At 68.5% G+C, this 17,013-nt stretch carries 19 protein-coding genes; 11 read left to right on the top strand and 8 right to left on the bottom strand.

The genetic code is table 11. The features are described 5' to 3' along the window. The coding region (gene cobA / locus WAL33_RS17585) for a uroporphyrinogen-III C-methyltransferase (protein WP_422182814.1) at window positions 1–474 on the bottom strand (474 nt) is incomplete at its 3' end. 221 nt (window positions 475–695) lie between these two features. On the opposite strand from cobA, the gene gcvA reads away from it, so the two are divergent. After that, the gene (gene gcvA / locus WAL33_RS17580) at window positions 696–1,652 is read left to right on the top strand and encodes a transcriptional regulator GcvA (RefSeq protein ID WP_422182813.1); all 957 of its coding nucleotides are present in this window, start codon (window positions 696–698) and stop codon (window positions 1,650–1,652) included. Window positions 1,653–1,658: 6 nt separating this feature from the next. Further along, window positions 1,659–1,988 (top strand): chorismate mutase, encoded by a 330-nt coding sequence (locus tag WAL33_RS17575; RefSeq protein WP_422182812.1) that lies wholly within the window; start codon window positions 1,659–1,661, stop codon window positions 1,986–1,988. A gap of 80 nt (window positions 1,989–2,068) precedes the next feature. On the opposite strand, the gene WAL33_RS17570 is transcribed toward WAL33_RS17575, so the two are convergent. Together WAL33_RS17570 and WAL33_RS17565 are read right to left on the bottom strand one after the other, a co-directional pair. After that, window positions 2,069–2,806, bottom strand: coding sequence for a DUF2793 domain-containing protein (locus WAL33_RS17570; protein WP_422182811.1), 738 nt, complete (start codon window positions 2,804–2,806; stop codon window positions 2,069–2,071). Window positions 2,807–2,895: 89 nt separating this feature from the next. Next, window positions 2,896–3,903, bottom strand: a complete 1,008-nt coding sequence (locus tag WAL33_RS17565) for an NAD(P)H-dependent flavin oxidoreductase (protein WP_422182810.1) — start codon at window positions 3,901–3,903, stop codon at window positions 2,896–2,898. 170 nt (window positions 3,904–4,073) lie between these two features. On the opposite strand from WAL33_RS17565, the gene WAL33_RS17560 reads away from it, so the two are divergent. From WAL33_RS17560 to WAL33_RS17550, 3 genes are all read left to right on the top strand, one after another. Further along, window positions 4,074–5,531 (top strand): methylmalonyl-CoA mutase family protein, encoded by a 1,458-nt coding sequence (locus WAL33_RS17560; protein WP_422182816.1) that lies wholly within the window; start codon window positions 4,074–4,076, stop codon window positions 5,529–5,531. After that, entirely contained in the window at window positions 5,528–7,681 is a 2,154-nt protein-coding gene (gene scpA, locus WAL33_RS17555; RefSeq protein ID WP_422182809.1) for a methylmalonyl-CoA mutase, read from the top strand. Before WAL33_RS17560 ends, scpA begins: the two co-directional genes overlap by 4 nt. A gap of 106 nt (window positions 7,682–7,787) precedes the next feature. Next, window positions 7,788–8,252, top strand: coding sequence for a hypothetical protein (locus tag WAL33_RS17550; RefSeq protein WP_422182808.1), 465 nt, complete (start codon window positions 7,788–7,790; stop codon window positions 8,250–8,252). On the opposite strand, the gene WAL33_RS17545 is transcribed toward WAL33_RS17550, so the two are convergent. The 4 genes from WAL33_RS17545 to rlmJ form a co-directional block, all read right to left on the bottom strand. Next, on the bottom strand, window positions 8,249–8,713 hold the full coding sequence (locus WAL33_RS17545) for a DUF4112 domain-containing protein (RefSeq protein ID WP_422182807.1): 465 nt from the start codon (window positions 8,711–8,713) through the stop codon (window positions 8,249–8,251). The genes WAL33_RS17550 and WAL33_RS17545 overlap by 4 nt on opposite strands. A 146-nt stretch (window positions 8,714–8,859) precedes the next feature. Beyond that, on the bottom strand, window positions 8,860–9,528 hold the full coding sequence (locus tag WAL33_RS17540) for a hypothetical protein (RefSeq protein WP_422182806.1): 669 nt from the start codon (window positions 9,526–9,528) through the stop codon (window positions 8,860–8,862). Window positions 9,529–9,611: 83 nt separating this feature from the next. Then, entirely contained in the window at window positions 9,612–10,904 is a 1,293-nt protein-coding gene (gene chrA, locus WAL33_RS17535) for a chromate efflux transporter (protein WP_422182805.1), read from the bottom strand. Further along, window positions 10,901–11,734 (bottom strand): 23S rRNA (adenine(2030)-N(6))-methyltransferase RlmJ, encoded by an 834-nt coding sequence (rlmJ, locus tag WAL33_RS17530; protein ID WP_422182804.1) that lies wholly within the window; start codon window positions 11,732–11,734, stop codon window positions 10,901–10,903. Before rlmJ ends, chrA begins: the two co-directional genes overlap by 4 nt. 130 nt (window positions 11,735–11,864) lie before the next feature. Here rlmJ and WAL33_RS17525 point away from each other — a divergent pair, with 130 nt between their 5' ends. The 4 genes from WAL33_RS17525 (at window position 11,865) to WAL33_RS17510 (ending at window position 14,685) form a co-directional block, all read left to right on the top strand. Continuing rightward, on the top strand, window positions 11,865–12,875 hold the full coding sequence (locus tag WAL33_RS17525; RefSeq protein WP_422182803.1) for a DNA topoisomerase IB: 1,011 nt from the start codon (window positions 11,865–11,867) through the stop codon (window positions 12,873–12,875). 64 nt (window positions 12,876–12,939) lie between these two features. After that, entirely contained in the window at window positions 12,940–13,536 is a 597-nt protein-coding gene (locus tag WAL33_RS17520) for a DUF2975 domain-containing protein (protein WP_422182802.1), read from the top strand. Beyond that, window positions 13,536–13,799 carry a helix-turn-helix domain-containing protein gene (locus tag WAL33_RS17515; protein ID WP_422182801.1) on the top strand — a complete coding sequence of 88 codons (264 nt, stop codon included), beginning with the start codon at window positions 13,536–13,538 and terminating at the stop codon, window positions 13,797–13,799. The genes WAL33_RS17520 and WAL33_RS17515 overlap by 1 nt, the downstream gene beginning before the upstream one ends. 25 nt (window positions 13,800–13,824) lie before the next feature. Continuing rightward, window positions 13,825–14,685, top strand: a complete 861-nt coding sequence (locus tag WAL33_RS17510; RefSeq protein WP_422182800.1) for an alpha/beta fold hydrolase — start codon at window positions 13,825–13,827, stop codon at window positions 14,683–14,685. 22 nt (window positions 14,686–14,707) lie between these two features. On the opposite strand, the gene WAL33_RS17505 is transcribed toward WAL33_RS17510, so the two are convergent. Then, on the bottom strand, window positions 14,708–15,697 hold the full coding sequence (locus tag WAL33_RS17505) for a helix-turn-helix transcriptional regulator (RefSeq protein WP_422182815.1): 990 nt from the start codon (window positions 15,695–15,697) through the stop codon (window positions 14,708–14,710). Between the two features lie 93 nt (window positions 15,698–15,790). On the opposite strand from WAL33_RS17505, the gene WAL33_RS17500 reads away from it, so the two are divergent. Next, a complete protein-coding gene (locus WAL33_RS17500) occupies window positions 15,791–16,135 on the top strand; it encodes a hypothetical protein (protein ID WP_422182799.1) in 345 nt (114 codons plus the stop codon). Between the two features lie 459 nt (window positions 16,136–16,594). Further along, on the top strand, window positions 16,595–17,013 hold a 419-nt coding region (locus WAL33_RS17495), incomplete at its 3' end, for a flagellin (RefSeq protein WP_422182798.1).

The raw sequence follows: 17,013 nt of genomic DNA, 5'->3' as shown, positions 1-17,013 counted from the left end.
GGTCAGGGGCGCGCCGGCGCCGGCCGAGGCGGCCAGGGCGGCGGTGACGCCGGGAATGACCGTGCACTCGACGCCGGCCTCGCGGCAGGCGGTCAGTTCCTCGCCGCCGCGGCCGAACAGGAACGGGTCGCCGCCCTTCAGCCGCACGACGGTCAGGCCATCCACGGCCAGGGCCACCAGCAGCTGGTTAATGTCGTCCTGCGGCAGGGTATGGCGCGACTTGCGCTTGGCCACATTGATCCGCCGCGCCGCCACGGGCGCCAGGTCGAGGATCTCGTCGGAAACCAGCCCGTCATGGACCACCACGTCGGCGGCCTGCAGGGCCTTCAGGGCCTTGATCGTCAGCAGTTCGGGATCGCCGGGCCCCGCGCCGACCAGCGTCACTTTTCCAGGCATGCGGGCGCTCGTCCCGCCGCCGAGGGCGACGAGACCGGCCTTAGACCGGGAAGCGGATCGGACCGTGGGCCGAGCCATGTGATTCAGGTCCTCTATAAGCCAAATGCGATCGACGAAGCGCCGGGCCGGCCACTGGGCCAAACCGGTTAGCGCAAAAGCATTACGGGGCGAACCCTAGGGTCCGCCCCGCTCGCGTTCACCGATGAAAAGGGCCATCTCCATCAGCGAACGCTTGCAAATTGGTCGCGACCGGGCCACTTCGCAAACAAGGTCTTCTGCCGGGGCGTTCAGTAAAACTCATGGAAAGACAGTCGGAACGGCGGAGGCTTCCTCCTTTGAATGCGCTGCGCGCCTTCGAAGCCGCCGCGCGACATCTGAACTTCAGCCGCGCCGCCGACGAGTTGTCCGTGACGCCCGGCGCCGTCAGCCAGCAGATTCAGAACCTGGAGGACTATGTCGGCGCGGCCCTGTTCAAGCGCACGCCCAAGGGCCTGCTGCTGACCGACGCGGCCCAGACAGCCCTGCCCGCCCTGCGCGAGGCCTTCGACCGCCTGGCCGAGGCCGCCAGCCTGCTGACCGCCGCCGTCGACGGCCGCCGCCTGACCCTGACCGCCGCGCCCTCGTTCGCCGCCAAGTGGCTGGTGCCGCGCCTGGGCAAGTTCGAGCAGGCCCAGCCCCAGGTGGACGTCTGGCTGTCGGCCGGCATGGAGGTCGTGGATTTCGCCGCCGGCGAGGTCGACCTGGCCATCCGCTACGGCTCGGGCCGCTATCCGGGCCTGGAGGTCATCCGCCTGCTCAGCGAAACCGTCATTCCGGTCGCCTCGCCGGAACTCCTGGCCACCAACCCCTTGGAATCGCCCGAGGATCTGGATCGCCACATCCTGCTGCACGACGGCTCGCCCGACGCCGACGACAGCTGCCCGGACTGGGCCATGTGGCTGGCCGCGCGGGGCCTGAAATCGGTCGACGGCGCCCGCGGCCCGCGCTTCAACCAGTCCAGCCTGGTGATCGAGGCGGCGGCCAACGGGCGCGGCGTCGCCCTGGCCAAACAGACCCTGGCCCAGGCCGATCTGGACTCCGGCCGCCTGGTCATTCCGTTCGAGATTCCCACGGCTGTCGACTTCGCCTATTACGTCGTCCATCCCAAGGCCAAGGGACGTCTGCCGCAGGTGAAGGCGTTCGTTTCGTGGCTGCAGGCCGAGGCGGCGGCCCACGAAGCGGCCCTCCTCACCATGGACAACGGCGCGGGCATCTAAAGCTAAATGGTCAAGACGATTACCGAGGTCGGCGAACGGCTGGTTCCCGGCGACTGCCGGTCCATGGCCGATGTGCGCCAAGGCGTGGACGCCCTGGATCGGGCGTTGGTGGAACTGTTGACCGAGCGCCAGGGGTACATGGACGCCGCCGCCCGCATCAAGGCCGACCGCTCCAAGGTGTTCGACCGCGCGCGGATCGAGGACGTGGTCGACAAGGTCAAGGCCGCCGCCCGCGCGTCGGGCCTGTCGGAAGCCATCGCCGAGCCGGTCTGGCGCACCCTGATCGACCGCTGCATCGCCTATGAATACGACAGCTGGGACCGGACGAAAGGCTGACGCCGGCCTCCCCGAGGCGGGAGCGGGTCTCGCGAGGAAAACGCCGCGACCGCCCCTTCGGCTGTCGCGGCGTTTCGCGTCTAGACCGCCGCCGGCGGGTCGAACCGCATCAGCTGGATCGACACCAGCACCTTGCCGCCGGTGAAGCCGCCGCCCGCCGCCGTGATCACCACCGGTGTGTCGGCATAGTAGGCCGTCGGGCCGATCACCCCGATGTTGCTGGCGTTCTTGGCCACGCCTAGCGACGAGCCGAACTTGGCCGCCTCGCCGGCCACGCCGCAGCTGTAGGAGGTCGCGCCGGTGATCGCGACGCTGGTTCGGGTGGAGACGGCGTGAACCGTGGATCGGTTGGGAATGACCATCGTCGTGGCCACCGACGCGCCGGACAAGGTCACCTCCTGTTCGAGGATTTCGAACCGCGTGGCGGCCCCGAACGACGACTTGGCCGCGTTGACCGCCTTGAAGGTCGAGCTGATCGGCGTCCAGATCGCGCCGTCGAAGACCAGCGCCTGGCCCTCGTCCTTGACCCAGGCCATGCAGCCCGCGTTCGGAGTCAGGAACGCCCAGGCGCCGGCTTCGAAGCGGGCCATCAGGTTGGGAGACTTGCCGCCCCAGACCGGCCCGGTCGCCGCGATCGGGAGGATCCAGATGACGCCCTCGCCCGGCGAGGCGGGTTGGGCGGCCACAGAGCGGCTCTCGACCGCCAGCTGGACCAGACCGTCCAGCCTGGCGAGGGCCTCGTTGACGGTGATGTGTTTCTGGGCCTGGCCGGCGGCCACATAGGGCAGCGACAGGCGAGGCGTGGCGTCGTTGGACATGGGAGCTCCTGGAGGGTTTCAACGCCCCAGTGTCGCCCCGCCGGGAGTCCCGGAGGATCGACCGCTGTCGATCCCCCGCCCGTCCCCGCCTATTGGGCCGCGAAGGCCAGGCGGTTTCCCGAAGTCAGCGCCGTCTTGGCCGCCAGCTCCGCCTTGGCGTCCTCGTACTGCTCCGCGAACTTGGCGATCAGTTCGCCGGCCGACAGCACCGCGTCGATGGCGCCGACGCCCTGGCCCGAGCCCCAGATGTCGCGCCAGGCCTTGGCCTCCTGGTTGCCGCCCGAGCCGAAGTTCATGGCCGACGGATCGCTGACCGGCAGATTGGCGGGGTCCAGCCCGGCCCGCTCGATCGACTGGCGCAGATAGTTGCCGTGCACGCCGGTGAACAGGTTCGAATAGACGATGTCGTTGGCCGAGGCCTCGACGATGGTGTCCTTGTAGCCCTGGGGCGCGTTGGCCTCCTTGGTCGCGATGAAGGCCGAGCCGATATAGGCCAGGTCCGCGCCCATGGCCTGGGCGGCCAGGATCGAGCGGCCGCAGGCGATCGAGCCCGACAGCGCCACCGGTCCGTCGAACCAGGCGCGGATCTCCTGGATCAGAGCGAACGGCGACAGGGTTCCGGCATGGCCGCCGGCGCCCGCCGCGACCGGGATCAGGCCGTCCGCGCCCTTCTCGATGGCCTTGTGGGCGTGCTTGTCGTTGATCACGTCGTGCAGGGTGATGCCGCCGTACGAGTGGATCGCGCTATTGAGGTCCTCGCGGGCTCCCAACGAGGTGATCACCACCGGGACCTTGTGCTTCACGCACATGGCGATGTCTTCCTCGAGCCGATTGTTGCTCTTGTGGACGATCTGGTTGACCGCGAACGGGGCCGAGGGCGCATCCGGATTGGCCCGGTCATAGGCCGCCAGTTCCTCGGTGATCCGGGCCAGCCACTCGTCCAGCTGCGAGATCGGCCGCGCGTTCAGGGCGGGGAACGAACCGACGACGCCGGCCTTGCACTGGGCGATGACCAGGTCGGGGTTGCTGATGATGAACAGCGGAGACGCGATGACGGGCAGACGCAGGCGGTCGCGCAGGATTGGCGGCAAGGCCATGAGGGAACGTCTCCTTTGTGGCGGCCGCTCCGGGCCGCTCATGTAAACGGTGTTAGCTTAAACGGTCGTTCGTACGGTGCGCAAGCGCTTGACCTCCGCTAGGGCACGGGCGCATTTGCTCATCAAAACAAGAAAATGCTGCAGTGCAGGAGAGAGACGTGACTCAGGTGATCACGCCGCTGGCCGAGGATTTCGGTCTCACCGACCATGTCCAGGCGCAAGCCCGGTGGATGGCTCTGGTCGAGAAGACCCTGAAGGGCCAGGCGTTCGACGACGCGCTCGTCACCCACACTCCCGACGGGATCGCCATCCGGCCGCTCTATACGGCCCAGGACGGCGTGGCCGTGGCGCGCGACCTGCGGGCCCGTGACGCCGACCGTCCCTGGGACCTGCGCATGCGCGCCGCCCACCCCGATCCCCGCCAGGCCGCCGCCGAGATCGTGAAGGATCTGGAGAACGGCGCGGCCTCGGTGCTGCTGGCCCTCGACCCCACCGGGGTGAACGGCGTCGCCGTCGGCTCGACCCAAGACCTGGCCCGCGCCTTGAGCGGCGTGCTGCTGGACCTGGCGCCCGTCGCCCTGGACGCCGGTTTCCTGGGCCCCAAGGCCGCCGACTGGCTGGCCGGCCTGGCCAAGGCCGCGCCCAACGCGCCCCTGGCCTTCCACATGGATCCGCTGACCGCCTTCGCCCAGGCTGGAACCAGCCCCGGACCGATCGAAGCCCACCTGGTCTCGGCCGCGACGGTCGGCGCCCGCCTGTCCCAGACCTACGCCAAGGCCAGCCTGATGCTGGCCACCGGCCGCGCGGCGCATGAGGCCGGGGGCTCCAACACCGAGGAACTGGCAGTGATGGCCGCCTGCGCCCTGGCCTACGCCAAGGCCCTGGTGCGCGCAGGCCTGTCGATGGAAGAGGCCTTCTCGCGCATCACCCTGGGCGTCAGCCTGGACGCGGAATACTTCACCGGCGTGGCCAAGGTCCGCGCCGTCCGGGCGCTCTGGGCGCGGATCACCCAGGCCTGCGGCGTGTCGGTCCCGGCCGTGATCGAAGCCCGCTCCTCTCATCGGATGCTGACCAAGGCCGACGCCTGGACCAACCTGCTGCGCCTAACCTCGGCGGGCTTCGCCGGCGCGGTGGGCGGGGCCGACGTCATTGTGCTGGGCGCCTTCACCGACGCCCTGGGTCTGCCCACCGCCTTTGGCCGCCGCCAGGCCCGCAACACCCAGCTGGTGCTGATGGAAGAAAGCCACCTGGGCCGCGTCGCCGACCCGGCCGGCGGCGCCTGGTACCTGGACAGCCTGACCGACCAACTGGCCCGCGCCGCCTGGGGCGGCTTCCAGGCCATCGAGGCGGCTGGCGGGATCGTCAAGGCGCTGGAGAGCGGCCTGATCGCCGACATCGTGGGCGCAACCCGCGCGGCGCAGGAAGCCGCCTTCGCCGACAAGAGCCGCAAGATCCTGGGCGTCACCGCCTTCCCCAACGCCGACGACAAGCCGGTGGCGGTGGCCACGCCCGACGCCGCCGATTTCGCCGTCGACCCGCCCAGCGTGCGCGTGCCCGGACCGGATTCCCGCTGCCCGCCCCTGACGCCCATCCGGTTCTCGTCCGCCTTCGAGGGAGCGCAAGCATGAGCCAGTTCCCCGACTTCACGACTGTCGCGTTCGAGACCGGCGCGACCGCGGCGGCCCCAGAGGGCGCGGTCTGGCACACCCCCGAAGGCGTTGACGTGCCCCCGGCCTTCACCGCCGACGATACGGCCGGCCTGGACTTCACCGGCGGCTATCCCGGCGTCGCGCCCTATCTGCGCGGCCCCTATCCGACCATGTACGTCACCAACCCGTGGACGGTACGGCAGTACGCGGGCTTCTCGACCGCCGAGGACAGCAACGCCTTCTACAGACGCAACCTGGCCGCCGGCCAAATGGGCCTGTCGGTGGCCTTCGACCTGGCCACGCACCGGGGCTATGACAGCGACCACGAGCGGGTGAAGGGCGACGTCGGCATGGCCGGCGTGGCCATCGACTCGATCCTCGACATGCGCACCCTGTTCAGCGGCATCCCGCTCGACAAGATGAGCGTGTCGATGACCATGAACGGCGCGGTGCTGCCGATCCTGGCGCTCTACATCGTCGCCGCCGAGGAACAGGGCGTTTCGCCCGACAAGCTCTCCGGGACCATCCAGAACGACATCCTCAAGGAGTTCATGGTCCGCAACACCTACATTTATCCGCCCGGTCCCTCGATGCGGATCATCTCGGACATCTTCGCCTTCACCTCCGAGAAGATGCCGAAGTTCAACTCGATCTCGATCAGCGGCTACCACATGCAGGAGGCCGGGGCCTCGGCCGACCTGGAACTGGCCTACACCCTGGCCGACGGCGTTGAGTATGCCCGCGCGGGCGTGGCGGCCGGCATGAGCATCGACACCTTCGCCCCGCGCCTGTCGTTCTTCTGGGCGATCGGCATGAACTACTTCATGGAAGTCGCGAAAATGCGCGCGGCCCGCCTGCTGTGGGCCCGGCTGATGAAGCGCGAGTTCGACCCCAAGGACGACCGCTCGCTCAGCTTGCGCACCCACAGCCAGACCTCGGGCTGGTCGCTGGCGGCGCAGGACGTGTTCAACAACGTCGCCCGCACCTGCGTGGAGGCCATGGCCGCGGTGAACGGCCAAACGCAAAGCCTGCACACCAACGCCCTGGACGAGGCCCTGGCCCTGCCCACCGACTTCTCGGCCCGCATCGCCCGCAACACCCAGCTGTTCCTGCAGATGGAGAGCGGCACGACCCGCGTCGTCGACCCGTGGGGCGGCTCCTACTATGTCGAGCGTCTGACCCACGATCTGGCGGTCAGGGCCCTGGCCCACATCGAGGAGGTCGAGGCGGCTGGCGGCATGGCCAAGGCCATCGAGCAGGGCATTCCCAAGCTGCGCATCGAGGAAGCCGCCGCCAAGACCCAGGCCCGCATCGACGCCAATCGCCAGAGCGTGGTGGGCGTCAACCGCTACAAGCCGGAAGTCGTCGACGAGATCCCGATGCTGAAGGTCGACAACACCTCCGTGCGCAATCAACAGCTGGAAAAGCTGGCCCGTCTGAAGGCCGAGCGCGATCCGGCCGCCACCGCCGCGGCGTTGAAAGCCCTGGAAGAGGGGGCGCGCGGCTCGGGCAACCTGCTGGCCCTGGCCGTCGACGCCGCCCGCGCCAAGGCCACGGTGGGCGAGATCAGCCTGGCCATGGAGAACGTCTTCGGCCGCCACCGCGCCACGATCCAGGCGATCGAGGGCGTCTACGGCAAGGAGGCCGGCGCCGACCCCAAGACCGCCCGGGCGCGCGCCATGGTCGTCGCCTTCCAGGAAGCCCACGGCGGCCCGCCCCGCATTCTCGTCGCCAAGATGGGCCAGGACGGCCATGACCGAGGTCAGAAGGTGATCGCCAGCGCCTTCGCCGATCTGGGTTTCGACGTCGACATCGGCCCGCTGTTCCAGACTCCCGCCGAGGCCGCCAAGCAGGCGGTCGATAACGACGTCCACATCGTCGGGGCCTCGTCCCTGGCGGCGGGGCACTTGACCTTGGCCCCCGAGCTGAAAGCCGAGTTAGCCAAGCAGGGGCGTGGCGACATCATGATGGTGGTCGGCGGGGTGATCCCGCCCCAAGACTTCCAGGCCCTGCTCGACGCCGGCGCCGCGGCGATCTTCCCGCCCGGCACGGTGATCGCCGAGGCGGTGATCGAGCTGCTGGACAAGCTGAACAAGCAGCTGGGCTATACGCAGGGCGAGGCGGCGTAGGGACGCCTGCACCGCCTCTTGACCGGATGTCCTCCGGCGCCGCGATCCCGATTCCACGCAGCGGCAGTTCTATGGGGACACTGTTCATCCTTATCGAGAGCCGTTGATGTTTCCGCCTGCGCACGAAAAGACCAATCGTTCCCGTGTCGCCGCGGCGATCATGTTCGCTTTCGCTTTCCCTCCAACGGCTCTGATCCTGTTGGGAGCCGCCATGCGCCTGCCGGATGGCGTGGAAGAGATACCCTCCGTCTTGGCGGGGCTGCCGGCGACGGTGGCGATGAGTCTGGTCGTGGGTTGGATATTCGTGCTGCCCGCCTGCGTCGGTTGGGCAGTTCTGCACCAGTTCGATCGACACTACTGGCCCGCCAGCGCCCTATTAGGCTCGGTCACGGGTCTCGTCTTCGGGTCTTTGCTGGCCACGTTTGATGACGCCCCTTCTAAGGTCGCTCAGGTGGTGCTCACCATCGCAGCGATCGGCGCCCTCACAGGCCTCGGCGTGTGGTGGATCGCTTATGGACGCCAGGATCGCTTGCCCCGGCCGCTAGTGACCCTCCCGCCTCTGGCGCTTTAGCCCCGCGCCTTCTTCACCCGCCGCGTCTTGCGCGTCTGGGCGTCGATGTCATCGGGCAGGCCGTGCTTGGACTCGATGTCCTTCTGCAGGGCCTTGGCGGCCAGCAGGTGGCCGGGGAACAGGGTGTCGACGGCCCAGCCCAGGATCGGCACGGTGTCGGACAGGTTATCGGCGGCCAGATAGGCGGCCATGCGCGCCAGGGTCGGACCGGAGGCGCGCGCCTGCACGGCGTGATAGAGCAGCAGCCCGCCCGCCCCCAGCCCATAGGCCAGGCCCACGCCGGGCGCCCAGGCCAGCACGCCGTCCAGGCCGATGCCGAACGGTCCTATGCCGATCAGCCGGTCGGAAAGCCGCTTGATGGTCTCGGCCTGACGCCAGGCCTTGTGGGCCTTGTGACGCTGGCTGAGGGGCCCCTCGTCGACGATCTGGCCCTCGAGGGTTTCGGCGGTGCGCTCGGTCATGTCAGGTCAACGCGCCTGCGCCGACTTGGTTGTCCAGCCACGGCGTCGACGACGTGGAGGCGCCGGCCGTGGCGGCGATCGGCCCCAAAGGAGGCTACTCCAATAATCTGCTCATCCCGTCGAATGCCGGGATGAGCAGTCCAATATCAATCACCCGCCAGCCGCTTGGCCTGGGCCACCCAGGCGTCCCGCTCGGCGCGACCCTTCAGGCCGAGCTTGGCGTCGAAATCGGCCAGCTCTTCCGGTCCCCAGGCGGCGATCTCGGAAAAGCGGGTCACGCCCAGATCGGCCAGGGACACGGCCAGCTTGGGACCGATGCCGACCAACTGGGTCAGGTCGTCGCCGGTCGACTTGGCGGTCTCGACCACGGCCTCGACCACCGGCTCGCTGACGGCCTCCAGAGTTTCCTTGGTCTCTGCGGCCACCGTTTCGGCGGTGTCGAGCGTCTCCTGCACGGCCTCGGCGACGGTCTCGGTCGCCGCGGTCGCGGCCGCCGTGACCGGCTCGGGCGTTTCCAGCGCGACCGGCGCCAGGACCAAGGCCTCGGTGACGGGATCGATCACCGCCTCGATGGCCGGGGCGAGTTCGATGGGCGCGACAGGCTCCGGCTCGGAAATGGCCTTGGCCAAGGTCGGCGCCATCAAGGCCTCGACATTGACCGCCTCGCGCCAGCGCGCCGACCACCACCACCAGGTCGCGCCGGCCATGGCCGCGCCGCCGAACATCAGCCACAGCGGCGAGGCCGCGCCGGCCATCAGGTGCGAGCCTTTTTCAGGATCAATTTTGGGCACTTCGGGAAGGAACGACAGGGTCATGGCCGAGCTCCAACAACCGTTTGTTGCACTGCAGCATAACATGGTTTTCTAGCCAGGTGAGTCGTAAAATCGCGGGCGGGGACTCAAATCAGGCCGATTGCGCCCAGCACTAGGCCGGCGGCGACCATGGCTCCCACCACCGCCAGGACCGGCGCCCGCAGCGCAAACACCAAACCGCAGGCCAGAACCGTCAGACCCGCCGCCGGCAGGTTGACGCTGGCGAGGTTCGGCAGCTCCGCCCGCAACGGTCCCCAGGCGTGGACGGCGCCCACCCGGAACAGCAGATGGATGGTGAACCACACCGCCAGATTGGCGATCACCCCGACGGCCGCCGCCGAGACCAGGGCCAGGGCGCGGGCGGGCCGAGGGCGCGACCGCAGGCGCTCGAAGAACGGCCCGCCGGCGAAGATCCACAGGAACGACGGCGCGAAGGTGGTCCAGGCGGCCATCAACCCGCCGGCCAGGGCGGCGACCCAGGCCAGCTCCGGCGGCGCGCTCTGATAGGCGCCGACGAAGCCGACAAAGACCAGCACCAGCAACAGCGGCCCCGGCGTGGTCTCCGCCAGGCCCAGCCCGTCCAGCATCTGGCCCGGCGCCAACCAGCCGAACGCGCTCGCCGCCTGGCCGACATAGGCCAGGGCGGCGTAGGCTCCGCCGAAGCTGATCACCGCCAGCAGGCTGAACACGCCCCCCATCTTGGCCAGGGTCGATCCCGGCGCCAGGGCCAGGGCCAACAATACGGGCGCCAACCAGGCGGCGAGGCAGACCAGGGCCGTGCGCCAGGGCGTTCGCACCGAGGGCTCGGCCCCTTCCGTCTGCGTCACGCCGCCGCCCAGCGCCCAGCCGACCGCGCCGGCCGCCAGGATGATCAGCGGGAACGGCAACACCGTGAAGGTCAGGGCCGCGAAGGCCAGACCGGCGGCCCACCAGCCGGCCACGCCCTTGATCGCCCGGCCGCCCATGCGGATCAGGGCCTGCAGCACCAAGGCGACCACCGCCGCCTTCAGCCCCAGCAGGGCCGGTCCCGCCCAGGCCGCCCGGCCGTGCGCGACGTACAGGGCCGAAAGACCCAGCATCACCAGCAGGCCCGGCGCCACGAACAGCAGTCCCGCCGCGACGCCGCCGCGCACGCCGTGCAGGCGCCAGCCCAGCCAGGTGGCCAGCTGCTGGGCCTCCGGGCCGGGCAACAGCATGCAGAAGCTCAGGGCGTGGGCGAAGCGCTCCTCGTCGATCCAGGCGCGCCGCTCGACCACCTCGCGATGCAGCAGGGCGATCTGGCCGGCCGGACCGCCAAAGCCCAGGCACCCGACCTTGAGCCAGACCCAGAACGCCTCGCGGAAGCTGGGGCCGGCCCCAAGACCGGACCGAGTCGTCACGCGCGCCAGATCCGCGCCTTGGCCCCGGCGTCGCCGAGATGGTCGGCCAGCCAGGTCGTGACCTCGGCGATCGCGCTCTCAGCGGACCTGGGCGTCCCGACCATGACCATCGCGCAGCCGTTCATCTTCATCGGATCCGTCAGCGGCCTGAGGCGCAGCTCAGCAGCTAGCGCGTCGTTCGTGACAGTTTCCATCGCCCGCATGAAGGCGTCGAAGGTTTCCAGGTCCTTCAACGGCATCCAGGCGGCGATGACCGCGTCCTTGTCCTTGGCCAGCACCGCCTTGGTGACGGCCACGGTCTGGGCGTAATCGTCGCTGCGCTCGAACGGCGGGTCGATCAGCACGAAGGTCCTCGCCTCGTTCTTGGCGCCCTTCCCGGCGCGGGCCGCGGCCGTGGCGTAGCCGTCGTCCTTGAGCGCCTGGGCGAAGGCGTAGGGCGCTAGGGTGCGACGCAGGCTGTCGAAATCGTCGGGCCGCAGCTCGCAGGCGGTGTAGCGGTCGGTCTTGCGCAGGTGCTGGGCGATCAGCAGGGGTGAACCGGGATAGAGCGAACCGGCGCCGCCCCTGTTCAGCGCCTTCACCGCCGCGACCAGGGGGGCGAACACCGCCGGGACGTCGTCCATGGCCAGCAGCCGCCCGATTCCCGCCGCGCCCTCGCCCGAGCGCTGGGCCATGTCGCCGCCCAAATCGTAGGCCCCGGCCCCGGCGTGAGTGTCGATCACCGACAGCGGCGTCCCGTCGGCCGTGAGGGCCTTCAACAGGGCCAGCAGGATCGCGTGCTTCTGCAGGTCGGCGAAATTGCCGGCGTGGAAGGCGTGTCGGTAGTTCATGTCTGGCGCGTCGCTCCCGGAACCGGCGGTCCGTCTATCACGTTGGCGGACGATAGGTTGGGAGCGAGGCGATGGCCCAGGATTTTTCGGAACACGACGGCGCCGGCCGCCCAGCGGGGCGATGACCGCCATGCCCCGCGACACGCTCCAGACCACGCCCGCCGAACGGACCTTGCTGGCCTATGTCAACGACCAGGAACAGGGCCTGCGCCGCATCGCCCGCGGCAAAAGCTTCTCCTATGTCGACGAGGACGGCCGGGCGGTGAAGGACGAAGCGACCCTGGCGCGGATCACGGCCCTGGCCATCCCGCCGGCCTGGACCAGCGTCTGGATCTGCCCCGATCCCAACGGCCACATCCAGGCGATCGGCCGCGACCAGAAGAACCGCAAGCAGTACCGCTATCACCCCGGCTGGCGCGCTGACCGCGACGCGCGCAAGTACGACCGCATGGCCGCCTTCGGCCGCGCCCTGCCCAAGCTGCGCAAGCGCTTGGCCGTCGATCTGGCGCGCCGGGGCCTGCCGCGCGAGAAGGTGCTGGCCGCCGTGGTCAGCCTGTTGGAGCTGACCCTGATCCGGGTCGGCAATGACGAATACGCCAAGACCAACAAGAGCTTTGGCCTCACCACCATGCAGAAGCGCCACCTGAAGCTGGCCGGCGGCGGGGCGGTGTTCGAGTTCAAGGGCAAGAGCGGCAAGATGCACAAGACGGGCTTTCGCGACCGTCGTCTGGCGCGGATCGTCGCCGCCTGCCAGGACCTGCGCGGCCAGCGGTTGTTCCAATACCTCGATGAGGACGGCCAGCGGCGGGCGATCGAGAGCAGCGACGTCAACGACTACATCCGCGCGGCCTGCGGCGAAGACTTCTCGGCCAAGGACTTCCGCACCTGGTACGGCTCGCTGGCGGCGCTGGAGGCTCTCAGCATGAGCCCCAAGCCGGAGACCCAGACCGAGGCCAAGCGCACGCTCAACACCTGCGTCAAGGCGGTGGCCGGCCTGCTGGGCAATACGCCGGCGGTCTGCCGCGCGGCCTATATCCACCCCAAGGTGCTGGAGGCGTTCGAAGCCAGCCAACTGCCTAAACGGCGGGCCGCCTCGCCTCGAGCGCGTGAATTGGCCTTGCTGCGGCTGGTGGCGGCTTGAGGCAAGATATTATCGTTTGACAGAAATAAATTTCCGAACGAGCTTGGCGTCATCGGAGGACGCCATGACCGTCGTCAAGCTCAAGCCACGCGCCGAAGCCCTGTCCGCGCCCGAAACGCCCGCCCAGCGTCGGGTTCGCCTGGGCAGTCGCGGACTGGCCTGGCTGTTCACGGGCCTGCTGGCGCTGTCGGTCGCGATCCTGGTCACGGCCCTGATCACCATGATCTTCTACAAGGGCGAGTTCGTCCGGATCGGGCCGGACAACTGCTATATCGGCGAGGGGCCGCCCAATTCGGTGGCCTTCGGCTCGCTGCCCCTGCCCCATCGCCTGATCTACTGCCTGGTCGGCGTCGTGCGAGCCACGCCGATCATCATGCTGTTCTGGAGCGCGCGCGGACTTTTCCGGCTCTACGCCCAAGGCCGGGTGTTCGCTCCGGCCAACGCCATGCAGTTTCGCCGGATCGGGATATGGCTGTGCGCCTACGCCCTGTCACCGTTCGTCTGCCACCTGTTCCTCAGCGCCACCGGCTACGAGATCGACAAGAACTGGGCCCACATGGCCAGCGTCCAGGCCTTCGTGCTGGGTCTGCTGGTCTTCGTCATCGGCCAGGTCATGCAGGTCGGCCGAGAGATCGAGGAAGACCGCGAGGCGTTCGTCTGATGCCGATCATCCTGCGTCTCGACGTCATGCTGGCCAAGCGCAAGGTGCGCTCCAACGTCCTGGCCCGCGCCATCGGCATCACCGAAGCCAATCTCTCGCTGCTGAAGTCCGGCAAGGTGAAGGGCATGAAGTTCGAAACCCTAGAGGCGATCTGCGCCTACCTGCGGTGCCAGCCGGGCGACATCCTGGAATACGCGCCGGAGGAAACACCCCAAGAAAAGCCCGAAGGGCGCGGGACTGACGAGCTGAAACGCGCCGGCTGACCGGCGCCTTACCCCGGAGATCACCATGAGACTGTTTTCGACGCCCGCCTGGGCGATCGCGGCCGGCTGCCTGCTGCTTTCCGGCGGCGCGGCGAACGCCCAGACCTCGACGCGCGGCGTGCTGCAGGTCGATGGCGGCAAACTCGCCTATGAGACCTGCGGCGCCGGCCCCAAGGCGGTCGTCCTGCTGCATGACGGCATCCTGCACTCGGCCGTCTTCGACGATGTATGGCCCAAGCTCTGCGCGCGGTTCCGGGTCGTTCGCTACGACCGCCGGGGTTATGGCGCCTCGCCGCCCACTGCGGCGCCGTACACGCCGGCGACGGATCTCGTGGCCCTGATGAAGGCGCTCGACCTCCGGCACGCCACCCTGGTCGGCTCATCCTCGGGCAGCGGGATCGCCGTCGATTTCGCCCTGGCCCATCCCCAGACCGTCGACAAGTTGGTGCTGGTCGGTCCTTGGATCAGCGGCTTCGACGCCTCGTGGGGCTTTCTGTTCAGGACCCTGGCGCTGGGCCTCAAGGCCAAGATGGGCGATCTGGAGGGGGCGGCGAGAGACCCCTACATCCTGACCAAGACCGCCGACGCCGAGCGCGCCCGGGTCGTGGCCTGGCTCAAGGCCAATCCCGGCAATCTAGCCGCCGGCATGCGCGAGCGCCCTCTCGCCGTGGCCAAACCCCGCCTGGGCGAAATCCGCGTACCGACCCTGATCCTGGTCGGCGCGGTCGACATCAAGGACGTGCAGGAGCAGGCCAAGGTCCTGGAAACCGCGATCCCCGGCGCCCGACGCGTGGTCGTGCCCGACAGCGGCCACCTGCTCTATCTCGAACAGCCCCAGGTCTTCGCCGACCTGGTGACCAGCTTCGTCGAGGCCGGGGGACGCTAGACGACGGCGCGGCGGTCGGACGTCAGGTCCGGCCGCCTTCGTGGGCCTTCAGCGCCGTCTTCAACTCTTCGACCATCATCTCGCGCAGCCCCGGCGGCGAGACAATCTCCACCGCGTCGCCCCAGGTGAACAGGTGCCAGGACAGCTCCAGCATGCCGCTGGCCCGGAACGCCACGGTCACCGAACCGTCCGGCTCCTGGGTCACGGTCTGGTTGGTGTGGAAGCGCCAGCGCAGGGCGTCGTCGGCGCGGCCGGCGGCGACGCGCAGGACCACGTCCTCGACCTCGCCGTGATAGATGCCGAAGCTCTCGTCGGCGAAGGCCTGCAGCGAGAAGTCCTCGGGCGGCGGGGCCGGCTCTTCCAACGCCGTGACGGCTTGCATCCGATCCAGCCGGAAGGTGCGCGGGCGCGGATCGCGCCCCTCCGTCGCCACCAGATAGTTGCTGTGGCCGAACAGGATGCCCAGGGGCGTCACCTTGCGGGTCCGGCCCGGCGCGCTGCCGCCCTCGTAGCGGAACGACAGGGCCTGCAGGCCCTTGACGGCGGAGCGTATGGCGGTGAGCACCTCTTCGCTCTCGAACGGACGAGGGCCGGGATGGACGGCGATGGTCTCGGCCTGCACCAGGGCCTCGACGTCCGGCGCCACCTTGCGGCGCGCCGCACCGCGCAGGGCCGACAGCAGCTTGCGCTCCAGGGCGTAGAGCGCCGCCGCCCGCCCCTTGGCTCCGCTTGCGGCGTAGCTGTCGGCCGCCGTGCGCAGGGCCGCCAGCTCTTCGGCGGTCGGGGTCTGGAACAGACTGTCCAGGCCGGAAGGAATGCGGAAACGCCGGGTCGGCGGATCCTCGATCGCCTCCATCTGCGGAAACGCGGCCCAGACCGCGTCGCGCATCCGTTCGGCCGTGCGACGCCCCACCTCCATGGCGCGCGCCATCTCGTCCAGCGTCATGCCTTCCGACGACCCGGCCAGCATCCGGGCCAGATCCAACAATCGGGTCGCCTTGTCGTGTCGCATGGCGAACATATACGACCGTTTTTGACGCAGTACACCCGCAAAAGGGAGACTGAAGAAACCCGCCGGGCAGAAGGCCCGATCTGGAGCCCTCGCATGAACCGTCTCCTCGCCCAAGATTGGCATGTCGCCCCGGTCACCGCCGCGATGATCTCGGTCGTGCTCGACTTCGCCGACATTCACCGCGACCTCGGCGGCGGGCGCACGCTGATGCGGCTGAGCCCGGAACGGACGCTGCGGGCCGACATCATCCTGTTGCTCGGCCGCGACGCCGAACGCGCCGCCGACATCGGCCTGGTGTGGAACGACCGCGAGGATCAGATCGTCCGGATCATCGACGACGCAGCCCTGCGCGCCTCGCGGCAGGCGGCCTGGGAAGAGGCCTTCGACCTCTTCGACACCGACGACCGAGACCCGGCGCCGCACCGACTGTGCGCCTGAAACCGGACGGTCGGACGCTTGGCCGCAAGCGCGCGACGGCCCTTGGAACGCCTCGACCCCGTCGCGCCTCAGCCTGTTCCGCCAAGCGGTTCGGCCTTCGGGTTCAACGCCTCTAGAGGGAGGGTCTTCCGCACCGCCCCTTTTCTTTGGGCCCCCCAGACAACAAGACTCGCCCCATGGCGGAGGCCCACCCACTAGATGTAGTATTTGAAGCGCATCAAGCCAATTCATATTGGTCAACGACAGATTAAAATCCAGCGCCGAGTCCTTAGTTGAAATAGAGGGATTGAGAACCCGGTGACTACTCAAATAAAAATGCTTAATTATGCATTATCCATGCCGCGAAAATAGCTGCCGCATTTTCACGATATGGAAAGCACGGCCGTAGATACTGGCGATGAGCAAAATGCTCCCGGCAGTCAAAATGACGTCGGACACCTTGAATGGGAATACGCCGAAATGGCCCTGAACAGCATCAACACCAACGCGGGCGCAATGGTCGCCCTGCAGAACCTGAACGCCACCAACAGCGAGCTGGGTGTTACGCAACAGCGTATCAACACCGGCAAGAAGGTCGGCAACGCCAAGGACAACGGCGCGATCTGGGCCATGGCCAAGAACCAATCGAGCACCGCCAGCTCGTTGAACGCCGTGAAGGACTCGCTGCAACGTGGTCAGTCGACCATCGACGTGGCCCTGGCCGCCGGCGACACCGTCACCGATCTGCTGGGCAAGATGAAGGAAAAGGCCCTGGCCGCTTCCGACACCTCGCTGAACAGCGCCTCGTTCAACGCCCTGAAGTCTGACTTCGAAAGCCTGCGCGACCAGATCACCAAGGCCGTCACCAACGCCAAGTTCAACGGCGTCTCGATCGCCGA

It is taken from the genome of Caulobacter sp. (assembly GCF_049283275.1).
Taxonomy (GTDB): domain Bacteria; phylum Pseudomonadota; class Alphaproteobacteria; order Caulobacterales; family Caulobacteraceae; genus Caulobacter.
The sequence above is the reverse complement of the archived record's forward strand: the minus strand, read 5'-3'. Positions and strand labels throughout refer to the sequence as shown.